Annotated in this window: 24 protein-coding genes; 20 read left to right on the top strand and 4 right to left on the bottom strand. The window is 41.1% G+C overall.

What is annotated here, in order from left to right; all coding sequences use genetic code 11:
* The first annotated feature begins 16 nt into the window (after positions 1 to 16).
* From GEZ84_RS01985 to mnmG, 9 genes are all read left to right on the top strand, one after another.
* Positions 17 to 2,125, top strand: a complete 2,109-nt coding sequence (locus GEZ84_RS01985; RefSeq protein WP_153223180.1) for a bacteriocin-associated integral membrane family protein — start codon at positions 17 to 19, stop codon at positions 2,123 to 2,125.
* On the top strand, positions 2,122 to 2,763 hold the full coding sequence (locus tag GEZ84_RS01980; RefSeq protein ID WP_153223178.1) for an ABC transporter ATP-binding protein: 642 nt from the start codon (positions 2,122 to 2,124) through the stop codon (positions 2,761 to 2,763). The genes GEZ84_RS01985 and GEZ84_RS01980 overlap by 4 nt, the downstream gene beginning before the upstream one ends.
* Positions 2,764 to 2,969: 206 nt before the next feature.
* On the top strand, positions 2,970 to 3,776 hold the full coding sequence (locus GEZ84_RS01975; RefSeq protein ID WP_001038472.1) for an ABC transporter substrate-binding protein: 807 nt from the start codon (positions 2,970 to 2,972) through the stop codon (positions 3,774 to 3,776).
* A gap of 16 nt (positions 3,777 to 3,792) precedes the next feature.
* Positions 3,793 to 4,989, top strand: coding sequence for an argininosuccinate synthase (locus tag GEZ84_RS01970; protein ID WP_153223176.1), 1,197 nt, complete (start codon positions 3,793 to 3,795; stop codon positions 4,987 to 4,989).
* 28 nt (positions 4,990 to 5,017) lie between these two features.
* Positions 5,018 to 6,409, top strand: coding sequence for an argininosuccinate lyase (gene argH / locus GEZ84_RS01965; RefSeq protein ID WP_153223174.1), 1,392 nt, complete (start codon positions 5,018 to 5,020; stop codon positions 6,407 to 6,409).
* Between the two features lie 148 nt (positions 6,410 to 6,557).
* Positions 6,558 to 7,679 carry a tRNA 2-thiouridine(34) synthase MnmA gene (gene mnmA, locus GEZ84_RS01960; RefSeq protein WP_153223172.1) on the top strand — a complete coding sequence of 374 codons (1,122 nt, stop codon included), beginning with the start codon at positions 6,558 to 6,560 and terminating at the stop codon, positions 7,677 to 7,679.
* 140 nt (positions 7,680 to 7,819) lie between these two features.
* Positions 7,820 to 8,275, top strand: a complete 456-nt coding sequence (locus GEZ84_RS01955) for an NUDIX hydrolase (RefSeq protein ID WP_194252006.1) — start codon at positions 7,820 to 7,822, stop codon at positions 8,273 to 8,275.
* 11 nt (positions 8,276 to 8,286) lie between these two features.
* Positions 8,287 to 8,715, top strand: a complete 429-nt coding sequence (locus tag GEZ84_RS01950) for an NUDIX hydrolase (protein ID WP_153223168.1) — start codon at positions 8,287 to 8,289, stop codon at positions 8,713 to 8,715.
* On the top strand, positions 8,705 to 10,618 hold the full coding sequence (gene mnmG / locus GEZ84_RS01945) for a tRNA uridine-5-carboxymethylaminomethyl(34) synthesis enzyme MnmG (protein ID WP_153223167.1): 1,914 nt from the start codon (positions 8,705 to 8,707) through the stop codon (positions 10,616 to 10,618). Before GEZ84_RS01950 ends, mnmG begins: the two co-directional genes overlap by 11 nt.
* 38 nt (positions 10,619 to 10,656) lie before the next feature.
* Here the strand turns inward: mnmG and rnjA are convergent, their stop codons facing one another.
* Positions 10,657 to 12,336, bottom strand: coding sequence for a ribonuclease J1 (rnjA, locus tag GEZ84_RS01940; protein WP_153223165.1), 1,680 nt, complete (start codon positions 12,334 to 12,336; stop codon positions 10,657 to 10,659).
* A 1-nt stretch (position 12,337) separates the two neighbouring features.
* Complete coding sequence (locus GEZ84_RS01935) at positions 12,338 to 12,571, bottom strand: DNA-dependent RNA polymerase subunit epsilon (RefSeq protein ID WP_000639572.1); 234 nt, start codon at positions 12,569 to 12,571, stop codon at positions 12,338 to 12,340.
* A gap of 344 nt (positions 12,572 to 12,915) precedes the next feature.
* Between GEZ84_RS01935 and GEZ84_RS10780 the strand changes: the two genes are divergently transcribed.
* Together GEZ84_RS10780 and GEZ84_RS01925 are read left to right on the top strand one after the other, a co-directional pair.
* Positions 12,916 to 13,467, top strand: coding sequence for a phospholipase A2 family protein (locus tag GEZ84_RS10780; protein ID WP_228113006.1), 552 nt, complete (start codon positions 12,916 to 12,918; stop codon positions 13,465 to 13,467).
* Between the two features lie 232 nt (positions 13,468 to 13,699).
* A complete protein-coding gene (locus tag GEZ84_RS01925) occupies positions 13,700 to 13,915 on the top strand; it encodes a hypothetical protein (RefSeq protein ID WP_153223156.1) in 216 nt (71 codons plus the stop codon).
* Between the two features lie 301 nt (positions 13,916 to 14,216).
* Here the strand turns inward: GEZ84_RS01925 and cibB are convergent, their stop codons facing one another.
* Together cibB and cibA are read right to left on the bottom strand one after the other, a co-directional pair.
* Entirely contained in the window at positions 14,217 to 14,369 is a 153-nt protein-coding gene (gene cibB, locus GEZ84_RS01915; RefSeq protein WP_153223152.1) for a fratricide two-peptide bacteriocin subunit CibB, read from the bottom strand.
* Between the two features lies 1 nt (position 14,370).
* On the bottom strand, positions 14,371 to 14,556 hold the full coding sequence (gene cibA / locus GEZ84_RS01910) for a fratricide two-peptide bacteriocin subunit CibA (protein WP_136936678.1): 186 nt from the start codon (positions 14,554 to 14,556) through the stop codon (positions 14,371 to 14,373).
* Positions 14,557 to 14,745: 189 nt separating this feature from the next.
* Here cibA and tsaB point away from each other — a divergent pair, with 189 nt between their 5' ends.
* The 9 genes from tsaB (at position 14,746) to GEZ84_RS01865 (ending at position 21,339) form a co-directional block, all read left to right on the top strand.
* A complete protein-coding gene (gene tsaB / locus GEZ84_RS01905; RefSeq protein WP_153223150.1) occupies positions 14,746 to 15,429 on the top strand; it encodes a tRNA (adenosine(37)-N6)-threonylcarbamoyltransferase complex dimerization subunit type 1 TsaB in 684 nt (227 codons plus the stop codon).
* Positions 15,426 to 15,863: a ribosomal protein S18-alanine N-acetyltransferase gene (gene rimI, locus GEZ84_RS01900; RefSeq protein WP_153223148.1), complete on the top strand. Its 438-nt coding sequence runs from the start codon at positions 15,426 to 15,428 to the stop codon at positions 15,861 to 15,863. The genes tsaB and rimI overlap by 4 nt, the downstream gene beginning before the upstream one ends.
* Complete coding sequence (gene tsaD, locus GEZ84_RS01895; protein WP_153223146.1) at positions 15,853 to 16,863, top strand: tRNA (adenosine(37)-N6)-threonylcarbamoyltransferase complex transferase subunit TsaD; 1,011 nt, start codon at positions 15,853 to 15,855, stop codon at positions 16,861 to 16,863. The genes rimI and tsaD overlap by 11 nt, the downstream gene beginning before the upstream one ends.
* A gap of 103 nt (positions 16,864 to 16,966) precedes the next feature.
* Positions 16,967 to 17,830, top strand: a complete 864-nt coding sequence (locus GEZ84_RS01890; RefSeq protein ID WP_153223144.1) for an XRE/MutR family transcriptional regulator — start codon at positions 16,967 to 16,969, stop codon at positions 17,828 to 17,830.
* Positions 17,831 to 18,115: 285 nt separating this feature from the next.
* Positions 18,116 to 18,283 carry a hypothetical protein gene (locus tag GEZ84_RS11035; protein ID WP_315010581.1) on the top strand — a complete coding sequence of 56 codons (168 nt, stop codon included), beginning with the start codon at positions 18,116 to 18,118 and terminating at the stop codon, positions 18,281 to 18,283.
* A gap of 66 nt (positions 18,284 to 18,349) precedes the next feature.
* Positions 18,350 to 19,015: a CPBP family intramembrane glutamic endopeptidase gene (locus GEZ84_RS01880; RefSeq protein WP_153223141.1), complete on the top strand. Its 666-nt coding sequence runs from the start codon at positions 18,350 to 18,352 to the stop codon at positions 19,013 to 19,015.
* A gap of 381 nt (positions 19,016 to 19,396) precedes the next feature.
* The gene (locus GEZ84_RS01875; protein WP_000659743.1) at positions 19,397 to 20,092 is read left to right on the top strand and encodes an AzlC family ABC transporter permease; all 696 of its coding nucleotides are present in this window, start codon (positions 19,397 to 19,399) and stop codon (positions 20,090 to 20,092) included.
* Positions 20,082 to 20,405, top strand: coding sequence for an AzlD domain-containing protein (locus tag GEZ84_RS01870; RefSeq protein ID WP_000253936.1), 324 nt, complete (start codon positions 20,082 to 20,084; stop codon positions 20,403 to 20,405). Before GEZ84_RS01875 ends, GEZ84_RS01870 begins: the two co-directional genes overlap by 11 nt.
* Before the next feature lie 103 nt (positions 20,406 to 20,508).
* On the top strand, positions 20,509 to 21,339 hold the full coding sequence (locus GEZ84_RS01865) for an amino acid ABC transporter substrate-binding protein (RefSeq protein WP_153223139.1): 831 nt from the start codon (positions 20,509 to 20,511) through the stop codon (positions 21,337 to 21,339).
* Positions 21,340 to 21,469 lie beyond the last annotated feature (130 nt).

Raw genomic sequence — 21,469 nt, 5'->3', positions numbered from 1 at the left:
CACGGGAGGTATCTCTATGAAAAAAATCAGTCATCTTTGTATGTTTCTGCTGTTGCTGTGTACCACTTTTTTTGTTTTTAATGTAAACTACACACGTGAAGCGGTTCGGATTCGGGAAATGGGAAAGACTGTAGATTCTTTGGATTTGTATTTGAAAGATATTAACGAACCTGCAGCGTCTGTTCTTCGATTTTTTGAGGATGTATCAAAGGAGTACAAAGTCTCCATCATCAAAACAGACAGTGGTGATGAGGTAATCAAGTCTGGTGTTTTTGATAAAGATACCTTCCCCTACCAAGAGTTTGGGATTTCTTCTCTTGATTTTACCACAGATGGTGAAGGAGTCTACAGTAATAAAGAAATTTCTAATAAACTTGGTACGATACCGACCTTTCTAAAAGTCAAGCCTATTCAGCTTATAACTTTTCAAACCTATATCAAGGATACATCTCGTAGTTTAAATGGTCGCTATACGATAACTTCTACACAAGAGATGGATAAGGATAGGATTGTACAGAAATGGAGCGATTTTTTCAAGATAGACCAGGCTACTTTGCTAGAGCCTACCTATAAAAGTGCAGTGGAAGTCATAAATCGAGATTTGCTTTTATCTGCCATTGTTTTTGTCTTGGCTATTTTACTTCTTGTGTTAGTAACAGTTTATCAGCCGATGATGGAGATGAAACGAGTGGGGGTTCAAAAGTTACTTGGTTTTCAAAGCGGAGCGATTTTAGCTTGTTTTGTAAAGACTAATTTTTATCTTCTCTTGGGTGGAAGTCTTGTCATTGACTTGGGACTATTTTTAGTGCTGGACTACAGGCCAAAACTTCTGTTCCCAAGTTTACTCTTATCCCAATTTCTGCTTTTACAGTTGTATTTGTTCATCAGTTGGCTGACCTACCTGATGATTCAGAAAATGACAGTTAGTTCCATGTTGAAAGGTTTTTCATCTGTCAAACTTGGTCTCATCTTCAATTATGTGATGAAAATAGGGACAACTATTTTACTGACGGCCTTACTGATTGGGGTAGGCAGAAGTCTAGAACAAGAAAACAAAGAACTTGCTTATCAGCAACAGTGGGTAAGCCAAGGGAATTACTTGACCTTAGAAACCTTCCAACTCAATGATAACCTGTGGCAAGAAGAGCTAGCAGGTTCAGGGAAATCTACAGATTATTTCTACCAATTTTATCAAGATTTGCTAGCAAAAATACAAGTAAATTATGTGCGAAGTGCGAGTCTTCCTATCAAACCAGTCATCAAAGCAGAACAAGTGCAGCAGTACCAACTGCCTGATAAGGTAGATGTTTACTATGCTAATAGCAATTTTCTAAAGAGCAAGGGATTCAAGTTACCAGATAACAGCACTAAAAAAGTTATTTTAATGCCAGCCAGTGATAAAGGACAAGAAGGTAAGAATCAGTTCTTGGGAAAATCCATCGCCTATCTTTCTCTGAGGTATGAAGATCAGCAAAAGCAAACAATAGAAGATATGGATGTAGAAATTGCCTACTATGAAGGAGATTGGTCATTCTTCCCTTATAATAATGAGCGAAAGGAAAATCTCCACAATCCAATTATTAGTCTGGTAAATGATCAAGACATGATGTGGGAAGAAAAGACTCGCTTGTCAACGACAGGTTTAAACAACCCGATGAAAGTTGAAAATACAGAACAAAATCAAAAAGTGATTACGGAGTTAGTTGAGAAATTATCAGATGGGAATTATTTAAAATTTTCATCGCTTCAAGCCATTCAACAAGAGAAAGTAGATTCTTATCGAGATGCAGTTCGAAATCTTAATATACTCTTTGCTTTGTTTGGTCTCCTTAGCATGATGATTTCCTACTTCTTACTAGTAACAACTTTCTTATTGAAGCGCAGGGACATCATTACCAAGAAATTTATGGGGTGGAAACTGGTCGATCGCTACCGCCCTCTCCTCGTTTTGCTCTTGTTGGGCTATAGTCTCCCTCTTCTAGTATTGATTTTCTTTGCCCATGCGCTCTTGCCACTCCTGCTGTTTGCAGGCTTTACATGTCTGGATATACTATTTGTGCTAGTCTTGGCTTCTAGGATGGAGAAAAGAAGTCTAGTAGAATTATTGAAAGGGGGCATCTTATGATTGAGTTAGAAAATATTACCAAAACCATTGGAGGAAAAGTGATTTTGGCTCACTTGTCTCTCAGGATTGATCAGGGAGATTTGGTTGCCATTGTTGGCAAGAGTGGCAGTGGTAAGTCGACCTTGTTAAATTTATTAGGTTTGATAGATGGTGATTATAGCGGACGGTATGAGATTTTTGGTCAGACAAATCTAGCGGTCAATTCTGCTAAGTCGCAAACAATAATCCGTGAGCATATCTCTTATCTGTTTCAAAATTTTGCCCTGATTGATGATGAAACGGTCGAGTACAATCTCATGCTGGCGCTGAAATATGTGAAATTTTCTAAGAAAGACAAGCTCAAAAAGGTGGAAGAGATTTTAGAGAGAGTAGGTTTGCCAGCTACTTTGCATCAAAAGGTTTCCGAGTTGTCTGGTGGCGAACAACAACGAATTGCAGTTGCTAGAGCCATCTTAAAACCCAGCCAGTTGATTTTAGCCGATGAACCAACAGGTTCTCTGGATCCTGAAAATAGAGATTTGGTCTTGAAGTTTCTCTTAGAGATGAATCGCGAGGGGAAAACAGTTATTATTGTGACCCACGATACTTATGTAGCCCAACAATGTCATCGGATCATTGAATTGGGCGAGGGGAAATGAGTTCATTCAGCTCCTTTTGACTGACTGAATACTCATGCTTCACAGAGAGAAATAGCATAAATACGCCTAGGAATGACATTTTTATGTAGTATTTCTAGGTTTTTTTGTTTCAAATTGAAAAATTTTTCAATTTAGGCTTGACAAACGATGAGGATAGGAGTATTATTTATACAACTAAAAAGAATAAACATAAAGGAGGCTCTGTTATGAATAAGATGAAGAAGGTGTTGATGACGATGTTTGGTTTAGTGATGCTCCCCCTACTATTTGCTTGTAGTAACAATCAATCGGCTGGAATTGAAGCCATCAAGTCCAAAGGAAAATTGGTTGTAGCCCTCAATCCAGATTTTGCTCCATTTGAATACCAAAAAGTGGTTGATGGGAAAAATCAGATTGTGGGTTCAGATATCGAATTAGCCAAGGCTATCGCAACAGAACTAGGTGTCGAATTGGAACTATCTCCCATGAGTTTTGACAATGTACTGGCTAGTGTTCAATCAGGAAAAGCCGATCTTGCCATATCTGGTGTTTCTAAGACAGATGAACGGAGCAAGGTGTTTGACTTTTCAATTCCCTACTATACTTCAAAAAATAAGCTCATTGTCAAAAAATCTGATTTAGCCACTTATCAGTCTGTCAACGACTTGGCGCAGAAAAAGGTCGGAGCGCAGAAAGGTTCGATTCAAGAGACGATGGCGAAAGATTTGCTACAAAATTCTTCCCTCGTATCTCTGCCTAAAAATGGGAATTTAATTACAGATTTAAAGTCAGGGCAAGTGGATGCCGTTATCTTTGAAGAACCTGTTGCCAAGGGATTTGTGGAAAATAATCCTGATTTAGCAATTGCAGACCTCAATTTTGAAAAAGAGCAAGATGATTCCTACGCGGTCGCCATGAAAAAAGATAGCAAGGAATTGAAAGAGGCAGTCGATAAAACCATTCAAAAGTTGAAGGAGTCTGGGGAATTAGACAAACTCATTGAGGATGCATTTAAAGCGTCCATTGAAAAATAGAAAGAAGGAAAAGAACATGAGTAAAGAAAAAGTAATTTTGGCCTATTCTGGCGGTTTGGACACATCAGTTGCTATTACCTGGCTGAAGAAAGACTATGATGTTGTTGCAGTTTGTATGGATGTGGGTGAAGGGAAAGACTTAGATTTCATCCATGATAAGGCTCTCAAGGTTGGGGCAGTCGAATCTTATGTCATTGATGTTAAGGACGAATTTGCTACAGATTATGTGCTAGTGGCTCTTCAGTCACATGCCTATTATGAACAAAAGTATCCCTTGGTATCTGCCTTGAGCCGCCCTCTTATTTCTAAAAAATTGGTTGAAATCGCGCATCAGACAGGAGCGACTACAATTGCTCATGGTTGTACAGGTAAGGGGAATGACCAAGTGCGTTTTGAAGTATCGATTGCAGCCTTGGATCCCAATTTAAAAGTGATTGCGCCAGTTCGTGAATGGAAATGGTCTCGTGAGGAAGAAATTCACTATGCTAAGGAAAATGGGGTGCCTGTTCCTGCTGACCTTGACAATCCCTACTCTGTTGACCAAAATCTTTGGGGACGTGCCAATGAGTGTGGTATTTTGGAAAATCCATGGAATCAGGCTCCAGAAGAAGCCTTTGGTATCACAACTTCTCCAGAGCAAGCTCCAGATACGCCAGAGTACATTGATATTGAGTTTAGTGAAGGTGTCCCTGTTTCCCTCAATGGAGAAGGGTTAAAATTGGCAGATTTGATTCAAAAACTCAATGAAATAGCTGGAAAACATGGAGTCGGCCGGATTGACCACGTGGAAAATCGTTTGGTTGGGATTAAATCAAGAGAAATCTATGAATGTCCAGGGGCAGTGACCTTACTGACAGCTCATAAGGAAATCGAGGACTTGACGCTTGTGAGAGAAGTGGCTCATTTTAAACCAATTATAGAAAATGAATTATCAAATCTCATTTATAATGCTTTGTGGTTTAGTCCAGCTACGCAAGCCTTGATTGCTTATATTAAAGAAACTCAAAAAGTTGTCAATGGGACTGCAAAAGTCAAACTCTATAAAGGGAGTGCTCAGGTTGTAGCTCGGAAATCACCAAATTCTCTTTACGATGAAAATTTGGCGACTTATACTAGTGCGGATACCTTTGACCAAGATGCGGCTGTTGGCTTTATTAAGTTGTGGGGACTTCCAACCAAGGTTCATTCTGAGATTCAAAAAAGCGCCAAATAGGACGATTGGATAGAGAGGTGGATGTGATATGGCTAAGAATACAAAATTATGGGGTGGTCGCTTTGAAGGTACTGTCGAAGACTGGGTAGAGCGCTTTGGTGCGAGTATATCTTTTGACCAGAAATTAGCTAAATTTGATGTGATTGGTTCTTTAGCCCACGTTCAGATGTTGGGCCAGACAGGCATTTTGAGTTTGGAGGAGTCAGAAAAGATTCAAGCAGGCTTGAAAGAGCTTTTAGAAGAGCTAGAGGCAGGTCAACTTGACTTTGATATTTCAAACGAAGATATTCATATGAATATGGAAGTGTTACTGACAGAAAAAATTGGTCCCCTTGCAGGGAAGTTACATACGGCTCGTTCTCGAAATGACCAAGTTGCGACAGATATGCACTTGTATCTCAAGGAGCAACTAGGTCATGTCCTAGATAAACTGGCTCATCTCAAGGGTGTTTTATTAGACTTGGCGGAAAATCATGTGGAGACGATCATGCCGGGCTATACCCATCTGCAACATGCCCAGCCTATTAGTTTTGCCCACCACCTGATGGCTTACTACAATATGTTTCAAAGAGACAGTGAACGTTTTGAATTTAACCAGAAGCATACAGACCTATGCCCTCTAGGTGCGGCAGCTTTGGCAGGGACGACTTTCCCCATTGATCGCCAATTGTCTAGCGATTTGTTGAAGTTTAAGCAACCTTATACAAATTCTTTGGATGCGGTTAGTGACCGTGATTTTATCTTAGAATTTCTATCCAATGCCAGTATACTCATGATGCATATGAGCCGTTTTTGTGAAGAAATGATCAATTGGTGTAGCTTTGAGTACCAATTCATTACCTTGTCAGATACATTTACAACAGGTTCCTCTATTATGCCACAAAAGAAAAATCCAGATATGGCTGAGTTGATTCGAGGAAAGACTGGTAGAGTTTATGGGAATCTGTTTGGACTGTTGACAGTCATGAAGTCCTTGCCTTTAGCTTATAATAAGGATTTGCAAGAGGATAAGGAAGGAATGTTTGACACGGTCGAAACGATTTTAAATTCCCTTGATGTGTTGGCAGGTATGTTATCTAGCTTGCAGGTAAACAAGGAAAAAATGCAAGAATCTACAGAGAAGGACTTTTCAAATGCGACTGAGTTGGCAGATTATTTGGCAGGGAAAGGTTTGCCGTTTAGAGAAGCTCATGAGGTTGTGGGAAGATTAGTGCTAGACTCTATCAAGTCTGCTAAAAATATTCAAGATTGGACTTTGGAGGAATTACAAACCTATCATTCCCTCATTGCCGAGGATATCTATGTCTACTTACAACCTAAAACTGCTGTTCAAAGACGAAATTCCTTGGGAGGTACAGGATTTGACCAAGTGAAATACCAGATTGCAGTCGCTAAGAAAGCAAATGAAGCTAGAAAGTGATAGATTGATAAGAGCTTGGTAGATTATCAGCCTCTTTCTTGTCTTCTCTAACCAAGCATGTTATAATGAATACTGCTCAAGCGACCTTCAATCGTTGAAGCACACACGACCTTCAATCGTGAATAAACGAATAGATGGGAGACTTACCATGAGTGATAACTCTAAAACACGTGTTGTTGTAGGGATGAGTGGTGGTGTTGATTCGTCGGTGACGGCTCTTCTTCTCAAGGAGCAGGGCTACGATGTAATCGGTATCTTCATGAAGAACTGGGATGACACAGATGAAAACGGCGTCTGTACGGCGACCGAAGATTACAAGGATGTGGCTGCGGTGGCAGACCAGATTGGCATTCCTTACTACTCTGTAAACTTTGAAAAAGAGTACTGGGACCGCGTTTTTGAGTATTTCCTAGCGGAATACCGTGCAGGACGCACGCCAAATCCAGATGTCATGTGTAACAAGGAAATCAAGTTTAAGGCCTTTTTGGACTATGCCATGACCTTGGGGGCAGACTATGTAGCGACTGGGCACTATGCCCGAGTAGCGCGTGATGAGGATGGAATTGTTCACATGCTTCGTGGTGTGGACAATGGCAAGGATCAGACCTATTTCCTCAGCCAACTTTCGCAAGAACAACTTCAAAAAACCATGTTCCCACTAGGACATTTGGAAAAGTCTGAAGTTCGAAAACTAGCAGAAGAAGCGGACCTTGCGACTGCTAAGAAGAAAGACTCGACAGGGATTTGCTTTATCGGAGAAAAGAACTTTAAAAATTTCCTCAGCAACTACCTGCCAGCTCAGCCTGGTCGCATGATGACTGTAGATGGTCGCGATATGGGCGAGCATGCAGGTCTTATGTACTATACGATTGGTCAGCGTGGTGGGCTGGGTATCGGTGGGCAACATGGCGGTGACAATGCTCCTTGGTTCGTTGTCGGAAAAGACCTGAGTAAGAATATCCTCTATGTCGGCCAAGGTTTCTACCATGATTCACTCATGTCAACAAGTCTAGAAGCTAGTCAAGTTCACTTTACTCGTGAGATGCCAGAGGAGTTTACGCTCGAATGCACAGCAAAATTCCGCTACCGTCAGCCTGATTCTAAGGTGACTGTCCATGTCAAAGGAGATAAGGCAGAGGTTATCTTTGCAGAACCGCAACGCGCGATTACACCAGGACAGGCAGTTGTCTTTTACGATGGCGAAGAGTGTCTCGGTGGCGGTTTGATTGACAATGCTTACCGTGACGGACAAGTTTGTCAGTACATTTAGATTGACAAATTTTCTCAATTTGCTACAATAATAAAAGCAATAGAAATGATGGTCAAAGCTCATGGATGTTGCAGGCTTTTTTGTCCTGCACTTCTTTGGAGTTTTGACTGTTTTTGTGTCGTTTAATGGAAAGGATAGGAATGACTCAACAAGACTTTCGGACAAAAGTAGGAAATACAGTTTTTGGTGTTCGGGCGACAGCTTTGATTCTTCAAAATCGCAAGCTTCTAGTTACCAAAAATAAGGGCAAGTATTATACTATCGGCGGTGCGATTCAAGTCAATGAAAGCACGGAAGACGCGGTAGTCCGTGAAGTGAGGGAAGAACTGGGTGTCAAAGCCCAAGCTGGGCAGCTAGCTTTTGTGGTTGAAAATCGTTTTGAACAGGACGGTGTTTCCTATCACAATATCGAGTTTCATTATTTGGTAGACTTGCTTGAAGATGCCCCATTAACCATGCAGGAAGATGAGAAAACGCAACCTTGTGAGTGGATTGACTTGGACCAGCTTCAGGATTTCCAACTAGTCCCAGCCTTTTTAAAAACAGCCTTACCAGATTGGGACGGCCAACTAAGACACATTCATCTTGAGGAATAGGAGAGAAAAGGATGGTTAAGCTTATTGCCCATGTACTTGTTCATAGTGGTGATGAATATTTGCTCATTCAGCGTTCGGAAATTAAAAGAGGACAACCCAATGTTTATCCAACTTACTGGGATATTCCTGGTGGCGGGGTTGAAAAGGGTGAACTTCCGCGAGATGGAGTTCTTAGAGAATGTATTGAAGAAGCGGGAGTTAGGCTAGATAGCAGTTCGCTCAAACTTCTTCACGAAGATAGTCAACTGGATACCTCTAAGGATACTGTCTTTACTCGCTTAGTTTATAAAGCAGAGTGGGTTGGGGAGAAGCCAATTATCAGATTAGATTCTGAAGAGCATACGCACTTTAAATGGGTTACTATGGCTCAAGCTCTAGAGGAGGAGAAGTTAGTTCCTTATTTGCGAGAAATTTTTGAAAGGTTAAAAAATGACATATAATTTTACTGAAGAATACGATATTATTGTAATCGGTGCGGGACACGCTGGGGTAGAAGCATCCCTAGCTGCTAGTCGTATGGGTTGTAAGGTCTTACTTGCGACCATCAACATTGAAATGCTGGCTTTCATGCCTTGTAACCCCTCTATCGGTGGTTCTGCCAAGGGAATTGTCGTGCGTGAAGTCGATGCCCTCGGTGGCGAGATGGCCAAAACTATTGACAAGACTTACATCCAGATGAAGATGCTCAACACAGGGAAGGGTCCTGCCGTTCGTGCCCTTCGTGCGCAGGCTGACAAGGAGCTTTACTCTAAGGAAATGCGCAAGACGGTTGAAAATCAAGAAAATCTGACCCTTCGTCAGACCATGATTGATGAGATTTTGGTTGAAGACGGTAAAGTTGTTGGTGTGCGTACAGCGACCCATCAAGAATATGCTGCTAAAGCCGTTATCGTGACGACAGGGACTGCCCTCCGTGGGGAAATCATCATCGGAGACCTCAAGTACTCGTCAGGTCCTAATCACAGCCTAGCTTCTATTAACCTTGCTGACAATCTCAAGGAACTGGGCCTCGAAATCGGTCGTTTCAAGACAGGAACCCCTCCACGTGTCAAGGCTTCTTCAATCAACTACGACGTGACAGAGATTCAGCCAGGAGACGAAGCGCCAAATCACTTCTCATATACTTCACGTGATGAGGACTATGTAAAGGACCAAGTGCCATGCTGGTTGACCTACACCAACGGTACAAGTCATGAGATTATCCAAAACAACCTCCACCGTGCGCCTATGTTTACAGGTGTGGTAAAGGGAGTGGGACCTCGTTACTGTCCGTCGATTGAAGACAAGATTGTGCGCTTTGCGGACAAGGAACGTCACCAACTCTTCCTTGAGCCAGAAGGGCGCAATACAGAGGAAGTCTATGTCCAAGGCCTCTCAACCAGTCTACCTGAGGATGTCCAGCGTGACTTGGTTCATTCCATCAAAGGTTTGGAAAATGCAGAGATGATGCGGACAGGTTATGCCATCGAGTATGATATGATCTTGCCTCATCAGTTGCGTGCAACTCTGGAAACCAAGAAAATCTCAGGTCTTTTCACTGCTGGTCAGACAAATGGAACGTCAGGATACGAAGAAGCTGCTGGCCAAGGGATTATCGCGGGCATTAACGCCACTCTGAAAGTTCAAGGCAAGCCTGAGTTGATTTTGAAGCGCAGTGACGGTTATATCGGGGTCATGATTGACGATTTGGTGACCAAGGGAACTATTGAACCATACCGCCTCTTGACCAGCCGTGCTGAATACCGTCTTATCCTCCGTCATGACAATGCTGATATGCGTTTGACTGAGATGGGACGTGAGATTGGGCTTGTTGACGATGAACGCTGGGCTCGTTTTGAAATCAAGAAAAATCAATTTGACAATGAGATGAAGCGACTAGACAGCATCAAACTCAAGCCAGTCAAGGAAACCAATGCCAAGGTTGAGGAGATGGGCTTCAAGCCGTTGACAGATGCAGTGACAGCCAAGGAATTCCTTCGTCGCCCAGAAGTTTCTTACCAAGATGTGGTGGCCTTTATCGGACCAGCTGCAGAGGAATTGGATGACAAGATTATTGAATTGATTGAAACAGAAATCAAGTACGAAGGCTATATTTCCAAAGCCATGGATCAGGTTGCCAAGATGAAACGCATGGAAGAAAAACGCATTCCAGCCAATATTGACTGGGATGACATTGACTCTATCGCAACCGAAGCCCGTCAGAAGTTCAAACTCATCAATCCAGAAACCATCGGCCAAGCCAGCCGTATTTCGGGAGTAAACCCAGCAGATATTTCTATTTTGATGGTGTATCTTGAAGGTAAAAATCGTAGTATTTCTAAAAATCAAGAAAAGAAAGCATAGAGAAAAACAGCTCCGAAAAATCGGGGCTGTTTTATTATTTATTCTTCATCGGGTGTGAGGATCATCGGGATGATAATCGGTTCACGTTCTGTATTTTCATAGAGGAAGGGGCGAATTGCGTTGACAATGGCACCATTGACAGATTGCACGCTAGCGTCCTTGTTTTTCAGTGCGATACGAATGGCATTGAAAAGGATGCGCTGGCTTTGGCGAATCAAGTCGCCAGACTCTCTCATGTAGACAAAGCCTCGGCTGAGGATGTCTGGACCAGATAGAATCATCTGTGACTTGAAGTCAACAGTTGCGACTGCTAGAACGACACCGTCTTCAGATAGATCACGACGATCTTTGAGGACAGCAGCACCGATTTCACCGATACGATTTCCATCGACATAGATGTCTTGGGCGTTGAAGTGACCTGCTATACGAGCAGAATCTGCAGTAAGGGCAAGCACATCACCATTGCTCATGATAAAGATATTGTCCTTCTCAACACCAGTATCCACTGCTAGTCCAGCGTGGACTTTTTGCATGCGGTATTCACCGTGGACAGGCATGAAGTATTTTGGCTTAATCAAGCGGAGCATGAGTTTTTGCTCTTGCTGGCCACCGTGTCCAGATGTATGGATATTGTTAACCTTACCGTGGATAACTTCGACACCAGCTTCTGAAATGATGTTAATCAGCTTGTTGACGCTAGTAGTGTTTCCAGGGATTGGGCTTGAAGAGAAGATGACCGTATCGCCTGGTTGGAGTTGCACCTGACGGTGGGTTCCGTTGGCGATACGAGAGAGGGCAGCCATAGGTTCACCCTGACTACCTGTACAGAGGATCAGAATTTCTCCTGCAGGGTAGTCTTTGATTTCATTTGGCTCGATAAAGGTTCCCTTAGGAGCTTTGATGTAGCCAAGATCGATTCCGTTGACAATGGCCTTTTCCATCGAACGACCAAAGACCGCAATCTTACGCCCAGTCTTAACAGCAGCCTCTGTTGCTTGTTGGAGACGGAAGATATTTGAGGCAAAGGATGCAAAGATGATACGTCCCTCTATGCCTTGGATAATCTTCATGATGGACTGGCCAACGACTTTTTCAGAGTTGGTAAAGGTTGGCACTTCCGCATTTGTTGAGTCAGACAGGAGACAGAGGACACCTTCTTCACCAAGAGCTGCCATACGGTGCAAGTCCGCAGGTTCACCAACTGGTGTTAAGTCAAACTTGAAGTCACCCGTACAGACAATTTTCCCTTGAGGAGTATGAATGACAATCCCCAAAGGCTCTGGAATAGAGTGAGTCGTTCTAAAGAAAGTTGCCTTGAGATTTTTAAAGGTCAACTCAGTGTTGTGGTTGATTTCGTAAAGTTTAGCGTTGCGCAAGAGGCCGTGTTCTTCGAGCTTCCCACGGATCAAAGCCAAGGCAAGTGGTCCAGCATAGATAGGGACATTTGCTTGCTTGAGCAGGAATGGAATTCCACCAATGTGGTCCTCGTGTCCGTGTGTGATTAAGACAGCCTTGACGCGGTCGATATTGTCCACGATGTATGAGTAATCAGGAATGACATAGTCGATACCAAGCAAGTCATCTTCTGGGAATTTAATCCCAGCATCGACGATGATAATCTCATCTTGGTATTCAATTCCGTAAGTGTTTTTCCCGATTTCTCCCAGACCACCGATGGCAAAAACACCGACTTCTTCAGGTTTAAGAGTATAGACCATATTAGAACTCCGTGATTTCGAAGGCGCCAGTTTCTTTTTCGTAATCTAGCAATTTGTCAGACAAGAGTTCGATATACTCGATATTGTACTCTGGGCGATTTTCTTCGACAAGTTGGCGAGCAGCGATACGGCCCTCAAGTTCTGAGCTGGCATCGATGTCTAGGTAAAGTGCGCGTGTTGTTTCACGACGTGGGCTACGTTCTTTTGTTTCTTGATAAAAAACTTTGTAAATCATATAGTTCCTTTCTATTTTACAGGTCAGCTTATTCCAAACTTTTAGCAGAGATTTGCTTGATTTCATTCCATTTTGTGTCTAGATTGACCTTGATTCGTTACAATTGTTTCAATTATAACATAAAATGAAAAATTAGTAAAAGACGGAAACGAGAAAGTCATAGAGTCCTTTGGTAAGCGCTTGCAACCTCGAAAAGTATATGCTATAATAATAGAAAGAAATAGTCTAAGCTGGAAAGGAAATAATTCGGAAACTATATTGTTTAGTGCTATTGTCATTATTTTTAACTTATAGATACTATTGATGTATTTGATAGTATGAACTCAATAAGAAAGTATTCTACGATGAAACATAAGTTTAGTTTTATTTTGATTGTTTTGGCTTTTTTTACTACGACTTTATTTGCTATTTATAGTTCTGCTTCAGCACTAGAGTCTAATCACAGAGTAGAATATTCTTGGTTATCTGAATTGGATAAAGTTACCGAATTGAATGAACATGGTTTCCCTGTAGTTAGATTAGATAAAGCAGAGGAGCTTGGTTTAGATAATGAAGCTTTGGAGGTAGGGCGTGTTTTAAACGAAATCGTAACGGATATAGAGACTAACGGAGAGTCAACTGCTTTGGCTAGAATGGATCGCTCTCTTTTTTCTATAGGCTCTTATGGTAATTATTGTGGTTATGGAAATAATGGATATTCTATTCCAGCTATTGATGATTTAGATATGGCTTGTTTCTATCATGATAAGTGTTTTAAGGGATTTTTAGCAGATAATAGAAGTTGCAATGCCGCATTCCTAACAAGATTATCTCCTATTGTAGCAAATAATGCTTGGAATACAACTAAAGGAGCATATGCAAGAGCAGCTGTGGTTCTATTTTCTAGATTCGTATAAGACCAAGTTTTTGTAAAATATGAGTTGTTACGTAAAAGTGTTGATATGAGTATTGGTGTCTATGAACAGAATCTTATTTTATAAGTTTTAACTTATCTTTTAAGGTTTCTGTTTATAGGCGCTTGTAGATGTGTTTATGTCTTTAAAAAATATATTTGCGATATTAAAAATGGATACTTATGCAATATTTCACTTTACTTATTAAGATAATTTTAAACTAAGGAGGTTCCCTATGTATGACTTATTTGCTTTTGCTATCGGAGTTCGTTTGCTAGCTTTTATCGTTTTTGTTGCTTGTGTTTATGGAGGGAATCTTCTATTTGCCAAACTGGAACGACGACAAAGCAAGTTCTTGTGGAAGATTACCTTTGTGACTCTCTATTCGCTTTTTCTCCTCCTTGTAACCTATGTCGTTTGGTTTGTATTTTTCTTTGGATTAAATGCTTAGATGCCCTGCTCATGCTGGGGCATTTTTGTTTAGGGGAAAAGAAAATTCCACCCCATCTATCAAGATGAGGCGGTTTTGCATTTTTCTAAAATGACATGACAATGGAATTTTCAGAGCTTATTAGTTTTGTGTTAATGATTCTTCTGTTCAAAAATAGAGTTGAAGCATAAAAATAAAACAATACAAACAGATAAATCAATTGGTAAAGGGATAGTAGTAATGTTTAAATCATTGAGAATGTTGAGAAAACTGTAAGAGATGAAGAAGATAAAATTTATCCTTCTAAAAATGTGTCTTTTATCTAGCATGACTTACCAAACTTTTTACGGAGATCTTTCCCAATGGTATAAGCTGCCATAAATAAAGCGATACCAACACCTACACCAAAACCACCCTTGATTTCTTGCAATTCCTTATTAGTAATTTCACGATAGTTGTTCAAACCTTTCATCATATTAATCTCCTCCTAAAAAATAACCAGCTGCCAAACCAGAACCTACAAGTGCTGTTCCACCTGCAATAGCTTTCCAAGATACTGCTACTCCAAAGATAATCAAGGGAGCGAGACCGCCATCAATATCTGATAATTCATTTTCAGATAGGGATAAAAATTGATTGTCAAGAACGTCAAAATTTGTCATTGAACTTTCCTCCTTTTTTCTTGTTCACTTTTATATTCGTAAAGTAAAAGAAAAAGTGAGCATTTTTTTAATTTTATTTGCGAATTATTTTTTGTTTAAGTATAGGCATTTTGTTTGGGGATAAAGAAAATTCCCATGTGCCAGCTTTTGTAGTATAATAGTAAGCAGACCAAAAGATAGGAATGTGTTATGAAAGTATTAGCTTTTGATACGTCCAGCAAGGCTCTTTCTCTAGCTATTTTAGAGGACAAGCAGGTTCTTGCCGAGACGACTATTAACATCAAGAAAAATCACAGTATTACCCTCATGCCTGCCATCGATTTTTTGATGGCAAGTTTGGATTGGACACCCAAGGACTTGAATCGAATCGTGGTGGCAGAGGGGCCAGGTAGCTACACAGGTTTGCGAATTGCGGTAGCCACTGCCAAGACGCTGGCTCATACTCTGAACATTGAGTTAGTTGGTATGTCTAGCCTCTTGGCTCTGGTGCCCTACCAACAAGAAGGCTTGTTCGTCCCTTTGATGGATGCGCGTCGCAACAATGTTTATGCAGGATTTTATGAAAATGCTAAACCTGTCATGCCAGAAGCGCACTTACCCTTTGAGCGAGTGATTGAGTTAATCAAGGGTGCTAGTCAGGTTACCTTTGTCGGAGAGGTTTTCCCTTTTGTGGAGCAGATTCAAGAACACTTGCCAAGGACTAATTTCAAAGAAACCTTGCCTAATGCAGCCAATCTTGCTCTTTTGGCTTGGGACAAGGAAGCAGCCTCCTTACATGATTTTGTGCCAAATTACCTCAAACGAGTTGAAGCTGAGGAAAACTGGCTTAAGAATCACACCGAGTCTGGCGAGTCTTACATTAAACGTCTATGATAGAAATCAAACGAATCCAACAGCAACCTGACTTGGCTCAAGCCATCTACGCTGTCATGGTGGATGTTTATCCAGTCAGTCCTTGGACGCTGGAACAAATCCAAGCAGACCTGTCTCAGGATCAGACTTGGTATGCTCTAGCCTATGATGGGACAGAAGTGATTGGTTTTTTAGCTGTGCAGGAGAATCTTTTTGAGGCAGAAGTCCTGCAAATCGTTGTCAAACAAACCTATCAGGGTCAGGGAATTGCGTCAGCCTTGTTTGCTCAATTGCCGATAGACAAGGAAATGTTCCTCGAAGTTAGAAGGTCAAATCATCGAGCGCAAGCATTTTACAAGAAAGAAAAGATGGTGGTCATCGCTGAGCGAAAGGCCTATTACCATGATCCAGTCGAGGACGCCATTATCATGAAGAGAGAAATAGATGAAGGATAGATATATTTTAGCATTTGAGACATCCTGTGATGAGACTAGTGTTGCCGTCTTGAAAAACGACGATGAGCTCTTGTCCAATGTCATTGCTAGTCAAATTGAGAGCCACAAACGTTTTGGGGGCGTGGTTCCAGAAGTAGCCAGTCGTCACCATGTCGAGGTCATTACAGCCTGCATCGAGGAGGCACTGGCAGAAGCAGGGATTACGGAAGAGGACGTGACAGCTGTGGCGGTTACTTATGGACCGGGCTTGGTCGGGGCCTTACTAGTTGGCTTGTCAGCTGCCAAGGCCTTTGCTTGGGCGCATGGACTTCCACTGATTCCTGTTAATCACATGGCTGGTCACCTCATGGCAGCTCAGAGCGTGGAGCCTTTGGACTTTCCCTTGCTAGCCCTCTTGGTCAGCGGTGGACACACAGAGTTAGTTTATGTTTCCGAGGCTGGTGACTACAAGATTGTTGGAGAAACGCGAGATGACGCGGTTGGTGAGGCCTATGATAAGGTCGGCCGTGTCATGGGTTTGACCTATCCTGCAGGTCGTGAGATTGACGAGCTAGCTCATCAGGGGCAGGATATTTATGATTTCCCCCGTGCCATGATTAAGGAAGATAATCTAGAATTTTCATTCTCAGGTTTGAAATCTGCCTTTATCAATCTTCATCATAATGCCGAGCAAAAGGGAGAAAGCTTGTCCACAGAGGATTTGTGTGCTTCTTTCCAAGCAGCTGTCCTGGATATTCTCATGGCTAAAACTAAGAAGGCTTTGGAGAAATACCCTGTTAAGATTCTTGTCGTGGCAGGTGGTGTGGCAGCCAATAAAGGTCTCAGAGAACGACTAGCAGCCGAAATCACAGATGTCAAGGTCATCATTCCACCCCTGCGTCTCTGTGGAGACAATGCAGGCATGATTGCCTATGCTAGCGTCAGCGAGTGGAACAAAGAAAATTTTGCAAGCTTGGATCTCAATGCTAAACCAAGTCTCGCTTTTGATACTATGGAATAAGTAGTCAGCTTAAGGCTGGCTTTTTTGCCCTCTCAAATGTCAGAATATTTTGACAAATGATTGTAAATAATGATATACTATATAAAAAATAGGAGATGGTCAGATGATTGAGAGAATGGAATTGGGAGAATTTTACAAGGAATTGCGCTTGGCGAGAAAGCTCAAGCAGTCAGATGTGGCTTGTGCTGGTCTAACAGCTTCTCAGCTATCCAAGTTTGAACTAGGGCAGTCTATGCTATCTGCTGACAAGCTGATTCTAGCCATCCAAGGGATTAATGTGACCTTCGATGAGTTTGGGCACAAGCTCAACAACTATCAAGAATCTCCACATATGCGAATTGGTAGAAGGGTTGTGGATTGCTTTGCCCATCAAGATATTGCTGGTTTAGAGCAACTGTTGGAGGAAGTCGAGCAAGAACAGATGGCACAGACCTATCGTCGTTTGAATGCTATTGTAATTAAAAACGCACTCCATTCCTTAGATAAGAACTATCCATTGGTAAAAGAAGATAGCGAGTTTTTGACTATCTATCTCTATGCTATTGAGTCTTGGACCTGGTTTGAACTCTATCTCTTTTGCAATACCATGCCCTTCTTGAGCAATCAAGATTTGATATTTTTATCAACTGCTTTAATTGAGAAATCTAAGGAATTTAAAGAGTTAGTACACAATCGGTTGTATATGAAGCAAGGGCTCTTAAATATCTTATCAGAACTCATGGAGCGCAAGCTTTTCTCCTATATCCCAATTTTTGAAGCCGAGTTGGAGAGTATGCTGCGCCCGTATGATGTTTTTGAAAAAGTATTATGGCAATTTTTAAAGAAAATGAGTGTTTTCCTTCAAACTAAGGGAAGCAATCAAAAAGAGATTGAACACTTTATCCAATCTCTGCAAGTATTAGAAAATCCACAATTGATAGCCCTTTTTGAATTGCGTTTGCAGCAATTCAAAGAACTTATTGATTAGTTAGAAATGGCAAAATGATAATAATATCAGCAACGGCTGTCAATAATGTTAAAATTTGTTTTTCATAGTTTCTCCACTCCTCATTAGTAATAACTTTATTATACCAGTGAAATAATCAAATCTAATAAAATCGCAAATCTGAAATTTCTATAAGAAAAAATATCAAATATACGATTTTCTAAAATAAGCCAATTTTCGTGTTATACTGTCCTTGTAAAGTACTTGAAGCAAATCCTAGGTCGCAGAAGTGGTTTACAAGCAAAAACAATTGAAGGAGTATAAAAGATGTTAAATTTACAATTTGCAGAAACAATGGAATTGACAGAAGCTGAGTTGGAGACAGTTTATGGAGGAAGGGCATATCCTCCATTGGAATCTGGTGGAATGGGCGGTCTATGGCAAAACTACTTTAACTTTGCTCCTCCAGCTCCTGAGACTAGACGTCGTTATTGATGTTTAAAGCCCTTGCCTTTTTCTTGGGTAGGGGCTATCTTTATTTCATATATAGGAGAAAATAAAATGGGAAAGATAACTTCAAGATACTACTTTTTTATAGTAATCCTACTCGTCGTTGCTTACCAGTATCTTAGTGGTCTGGTTTTATCTAGCGACTTTGCTCTTGGTCTATCTGACTTTGGCTATTATCTGTCGGATATGATGTTGAATTTTCTTGTGGTTTTATTTGCTCTTATTGCTATGATTTGGTCGGGAAAATGGCAACAAATCAACAGTAGAAAGTTTAAAGGATCCTATCTTGTCTATTCATTTTTAGCGCTGCTTGCTTTTGTTGTTTGGAATTTCGTTACCTTTTTTCTTTTCCCACCTACTAGAAATGCAATTTCTTATCAACATGCTGCTCCTACTTTTACAGGAGCTACGGCATTTTTGATGTATTTTTTTTATCCTGTGATTGCAGGTCCCATTTTCGAAGACATGATTTATCGTGGATTAGTGATGACAGCTCTGGAGAAAGGGAAGAAATGGGGACTGGATGCACTTGGCTCAGCTATATTATTTGGAATCTTACACATTAGCGGCCATGGTTGGGTCTTGACAGACTTTTTCGTCTATATGGGTGGTGGTCTCATATTTGCAGTCTTGTTTAGAGTGACAAAGTCCATTTATTGGCCTATTGGATTGCATATAGTCTACAATGGTATTGGTCAGATTTTATCGTTGCTGTAATTTCATTTGCTTAGTAATATTTTGGGAGGAGTGTTTCTAGGTGTTTTATCCATCTAGTTTATTTCCTTACTGAATAGTCTTATATTTGTTTGTAATCGCATTTTTAGGTATCCTTTTCATAAAAATGATCTTAGTTTTAGTAACTATTGCTACTAGCTTTGTTTTACTGATATTTCTTCTAGTTGCCTTTGCCATGCTACTAAATATCAGTGAAAATATTTAGCGGAGAATTTGTATAATATATGTTTGAGACTGGATTGCCAGTCTTTTTATGATAGCTACAATCAGCAGACTTTTTTCTCTTTCCTGAATGTGTTATAATAGTCCATGCTGTGGCTGGAACCTTTTCAGCCCATTTATTAAGACAATATGAGGAGAAAGATGAAAGAAAAAGGATTTTGGGAGGGGGCGCAGGCAGCCATGCCAACGGCCCTTGGTTATGTCAGTATTGGCCTTGCCTGCGGGATTATTGGTGCGCCCTATGTGACACCTGTTGAGATGGGCTTGATGAGCCTCTTTGTTTATGCTGGGAGCGCCCAGTTTGCCATGTTGGCCTTGATTGCAGTGCAGGCACCTGTGGCAGCCATTGCCATGACGGTTTTTCTAATCAATTTGCGTCTCTTTTTGTTGAGTTTGCATGCGTCGACCTATTTCCGTCATACCAGTCTCTGGCAAAATATCGGTATGTCTAGCCTTTTGACAGATGAAACCTATGGCGTTTTGATGGGTGAATTGGCCCATACAGACAAGGTCAATCCTATGTGGATGCACGGGAACAATCTCAACAGCTATGTGGCTTGGTTTGTGGGAACAGTTGTCGGAACGGCTCTGGGTGGCCTGCTACCAAATCCAGAAATTTTTGGCTTGGATTTCGCCTTGGTTGGGATGTTCATCGGAATTTTTGCTTCGCAATTCCAGATTATGCAAAGACGGATTCCTGTCCGCAATCTGCTCATTATCCTAGCAGTTGTTGCGGTGTCCTTCTTTTTACTCTTGACAGTGGTATCTCAGTCACTAGCTGTTCTGTTTGCGACCTTACTAGGTTGTACCATGGGGGTGGTTTTAGATGGTCAGTAAGTATCTTTTATTAGCAGTTATTTTCTCTGGCTTGGTGACATGGATTCCCCGTATGATTCCCTTCATCTTGGTCAAGTATAAGGGCTTGCCTGCGATCGTTGAGCGTTTTTTGAAGTTCTTGCCCGTTTCTATTATCTTTGCCTTGATTCTTTCAAGCGTAGTGACAGGTAAGGTTGGCAGCCTTCCTCAAATCAAATGGCTGGACTTCTTAGCCGTCTTTCCAACAGCTTGGGTAGCCTTTCGCTACCGCAATCTAGTCGGGACAGTTCTCTTTGGAGTAGTCTTGATTGCAGTCTTGCGTTTGGTCTTTTAAATCAGCCATAAAGAAAACCTATCACAGAGATAGATATCATATAATGGCATAATTACTTTTTTTCTGATAAGATAATAAGGTATTCTATTTTGGAGGAAATGACATGAAAAAAATCGTTAAATACTCATCTCTTGCTGCCCTAGGGCTTGTTGCTGCAGGTGTGCTAGCAGCTTGCTCAGGTGGTGCTAAGAAAGAGGGAGAAGCAGCTAGCAAGAAAGAAATTATCGTTGCAACTAATGCTACACCAAAACCATTCAACTATGAAGAAAATGGCGAATTGACTGGTTACGAAATTGAAGTGGTTCGCGCTATCTTTAAAGATTCTGACAAATATGATGTCAAGTTTGAGAAGACAGAGTGGTCAGGTGTCTTTGCAGGACTTGATGCTGACCGTTACAATATGGCTGTTAGCAACATCAGCTACACTAAAGAACGTGCTGAAAAATACCTTTATGCAGCTCCAACTGCTAAAAACCCTAACGTTCTTGTAGTGAAAAAAGATGACCCTAGCATCAAATCGCTTGATGATATCGGTGGAAAATCAACAGAAGTTGTTCAAGGGACAACATCTGCTAAACAGCTAGAAGACTACAACAAACAACATTCAGATAATCCAACTGTCCTAAAGTATACTAAAGCGGACTTCCAACAAATCATGGGACGCTTGAGCGATGGCCAGTTTGACTACAAGATTTTTGATAAAATCGGTGTTGAAACAGTGATCAAGGACCAAGGTTTGGACAACTTGAAAGTTATTGAACTTCCAAGCGACCAACAACCTTACGTTTACCCACTTCTTGCTAAAGGTCAAGATGAGTTGAAAACATTTGTAGACAAACGTATCCAAGAACTCTACAAAGATGGAACGCTTGAAAAATTGTCTAAACAATTCTTCGGAGGCACTTATCTACCAGCAGAAGCTGATATTAAATAATTTCTTGAAATCATCCATTCTGAGTAAGGTGGGTGATTTCTCAATTTTTAGGGATATAGTTTTAAACTATATATCTGGCTATCTAATAACAATTTGTGAAATTAAACAAATTGTGAGATACTAGTACGGT

Source organism: Streptococcus mitis (assembly GCF_009496155.1).
Classification (GTDB): Bacteria; Bacillota; Bacilli; order Lactobacillales; family Streptococcaceae; genus Streptococcus; species Streptococcus mitis_BQ.
The sequence above is the reverse complement of the archived record's forward strand: the minus strand, read 5'-3'. Positions and strand labels throughout refer to the sequence as shown.

What these genes read in the sequence shown, in the direction of transcription:
- tsaB (WP_153223150.1), top strand. Translation starts at nt 14,746, where the DNA reads ATGAAAGTATTAGCTTTTGATACGTCCAGCAAGGCTCTTTCTCTAGCT.
- cibA (WP_136936678.1), bottom strand. Translation starts at nt 14,556, where the DNA reads ATGACAAATTTTGACGTTCTTGACAATCAATTTTTATCCCTATCTGAA.
- GEZ84_RS01865 (WP_153223139.1), top strand. Translation starts at nt 20,509, where the DNA reads ATGAAAAAAATCGTTAAATACTCATCTCTTGCTGCCCTAGGGCTTGTT.
- GEZ84_RS01875 (WP_000659743.1), top strand. Translation starts at nt 19,397, where the DNA reads ATGAAAGAAAAAGGATTTTGGGAGGGGGCGCAGGCAGCCATGCCAACG.
- GEZ84_RS01980 (WP_153223178.1), top strand. Translation starts at nt 2,122, where the DNA reads ATGATTGAGTTAGAAAATATTACCAAAACCATTGGAGGAAAAGTGATT.
- GEZ84_RS01950 (WP_153223168.1), top strand. Translation starts at nt 8,287, where the DNA reads ATGGTTAAGCTTATTGCCCATGTACTTGTTCATAGTGGTGATGAATAT.
- GEZ84_RS01975 (WP_001038472.1), top strand. Translation starts at nt 2,970, where the DNA reads ATGAATAAGATGAAGAAGGTGTTGATGACGATGTTTGGTTTAGTGATG.
- mnmG (WP_153223167.1), top strand. Translation starts at nt 8,705, where the DNA reads ATGACATATAATTTTACTGAAGAATACGATATTATTGTAATCGGTGCG.
- GEZ84_RS01955 (WP_194252006.1), top strand. Translation starts at nt 7,820, where the DNA reads ATGACTCAACAAGACTTTCGGACAAAAGTAGGAAATACAGTTTTTGGT.
- tsaD (WP_153223146.1), top strand. Translation starts at nt 15,853, where the DNA reads ATGAAGGATAGATATATTTTAGCATTTGAGACATCCTGTGATGAGACT.
- GEZ84_RS01870 (WP_000253936.1), top strand. Translation starts at nt 20,082, where the DNA reads ATGGTCAGTAAGTATCTTTTATTAGCAGTTATTTTCTCTGGCTTGGTG.
- GEZ84_RS01935 (WP_000639572.1), bottom strand. Translation starts at nt 12,571, where the DNA reads ATGATTTACAAAGTTTTTTATCAAGAAACAAAAGAACGTAGCCCACGT.
- argH (WP_153223174.1), top strand. Translation starts at nt 5,018, where the DNA reads ATGGCTAAGAATACAAAATTATGGGGTGGTCGCTTTGAAGGTACTGTC.
- GEZ84_RS01890 (WP_153223144.1), top strand. Translation starts at nt 16,967, where the DNA reads ATGATTGAGAGAATGGAATTGGGAGAATTTTACAAGGAATTGCGCTTG.
- GEZ84_RS01925 (WP_153223156.1), top strand. Translation starts at nt 13,700, where the DNA reads ATGTATGACTTATTTGCTTTTGCTATCGGAGTTCGTTTGCTAGCTTTT.
- rnjA (WP_153223165.1), bottom strand. Translation starts at nt 12,336, where the DNA reads ATGGTCTATACTCTTAAACCTGAAGAAGTCGGTGTTTTTGCCATCGGT.
- rimI (WP_153223148.1), top strand. Translation starts at nt 15,426, where the DNA reads ATGATAGAAATCAAACGAATCCAACAGCAACCTGACTTGGCTCAAGCC.
- GEZ84_RS01985 (WP_153223180.1), top strand. Translation starts at nt 17, where the DNA reads ATGAAAAAAATCAGTCATCTTTGTATGTTTCTGCTGTTGCTGTGTACC.
- GEZ84_RS01970 (WP_153223176.1), top strand. Translation starts at nt 3,793, where the DNA reads ATGAGTAAAGAAAAAGTAATTTTGGCCTATTCTGGCGGTTTGGACACA.
- GEZ84_RS10780 (WP_228113006.1), top strand. Translation starts at nt 12,916, where the DNA reads ATGAAACATAAGTTTAGTTTTATTTTGATTGTTTTGGCTTTTTTTACT.
- mnmA (WP_153223172.1), top strand. Translation starts at nt 6,558, where the DNA reads ATGAGTGATAACTCTAAAACACGTGTTGTTGTAGGGATGAGTGGTGGT.
- cibB (WP_153223152.1), bottom strand. Translation starts at nt 14,369, where the DNA reads ATGATGAAAGGTTTGAACAACTATCGTGAAATTACTAATAAGGAATTG.
- GEZ84_RS11035 (WP_315010581.1), top strand. Translation starts at nt 18,116, where the DNA reads ATGTTAAATTTACAATTTGCAGAAACAATGGAATTGACAGAAGCTGAG.
- GEZ84_RS01880 (WP_153223141.1), top strand. Translation starts at nt 18,350, where the DNA reads ATGGGAAAGATAACTTCAAGATACTACTTTTTTATAGTAATCCTACTC.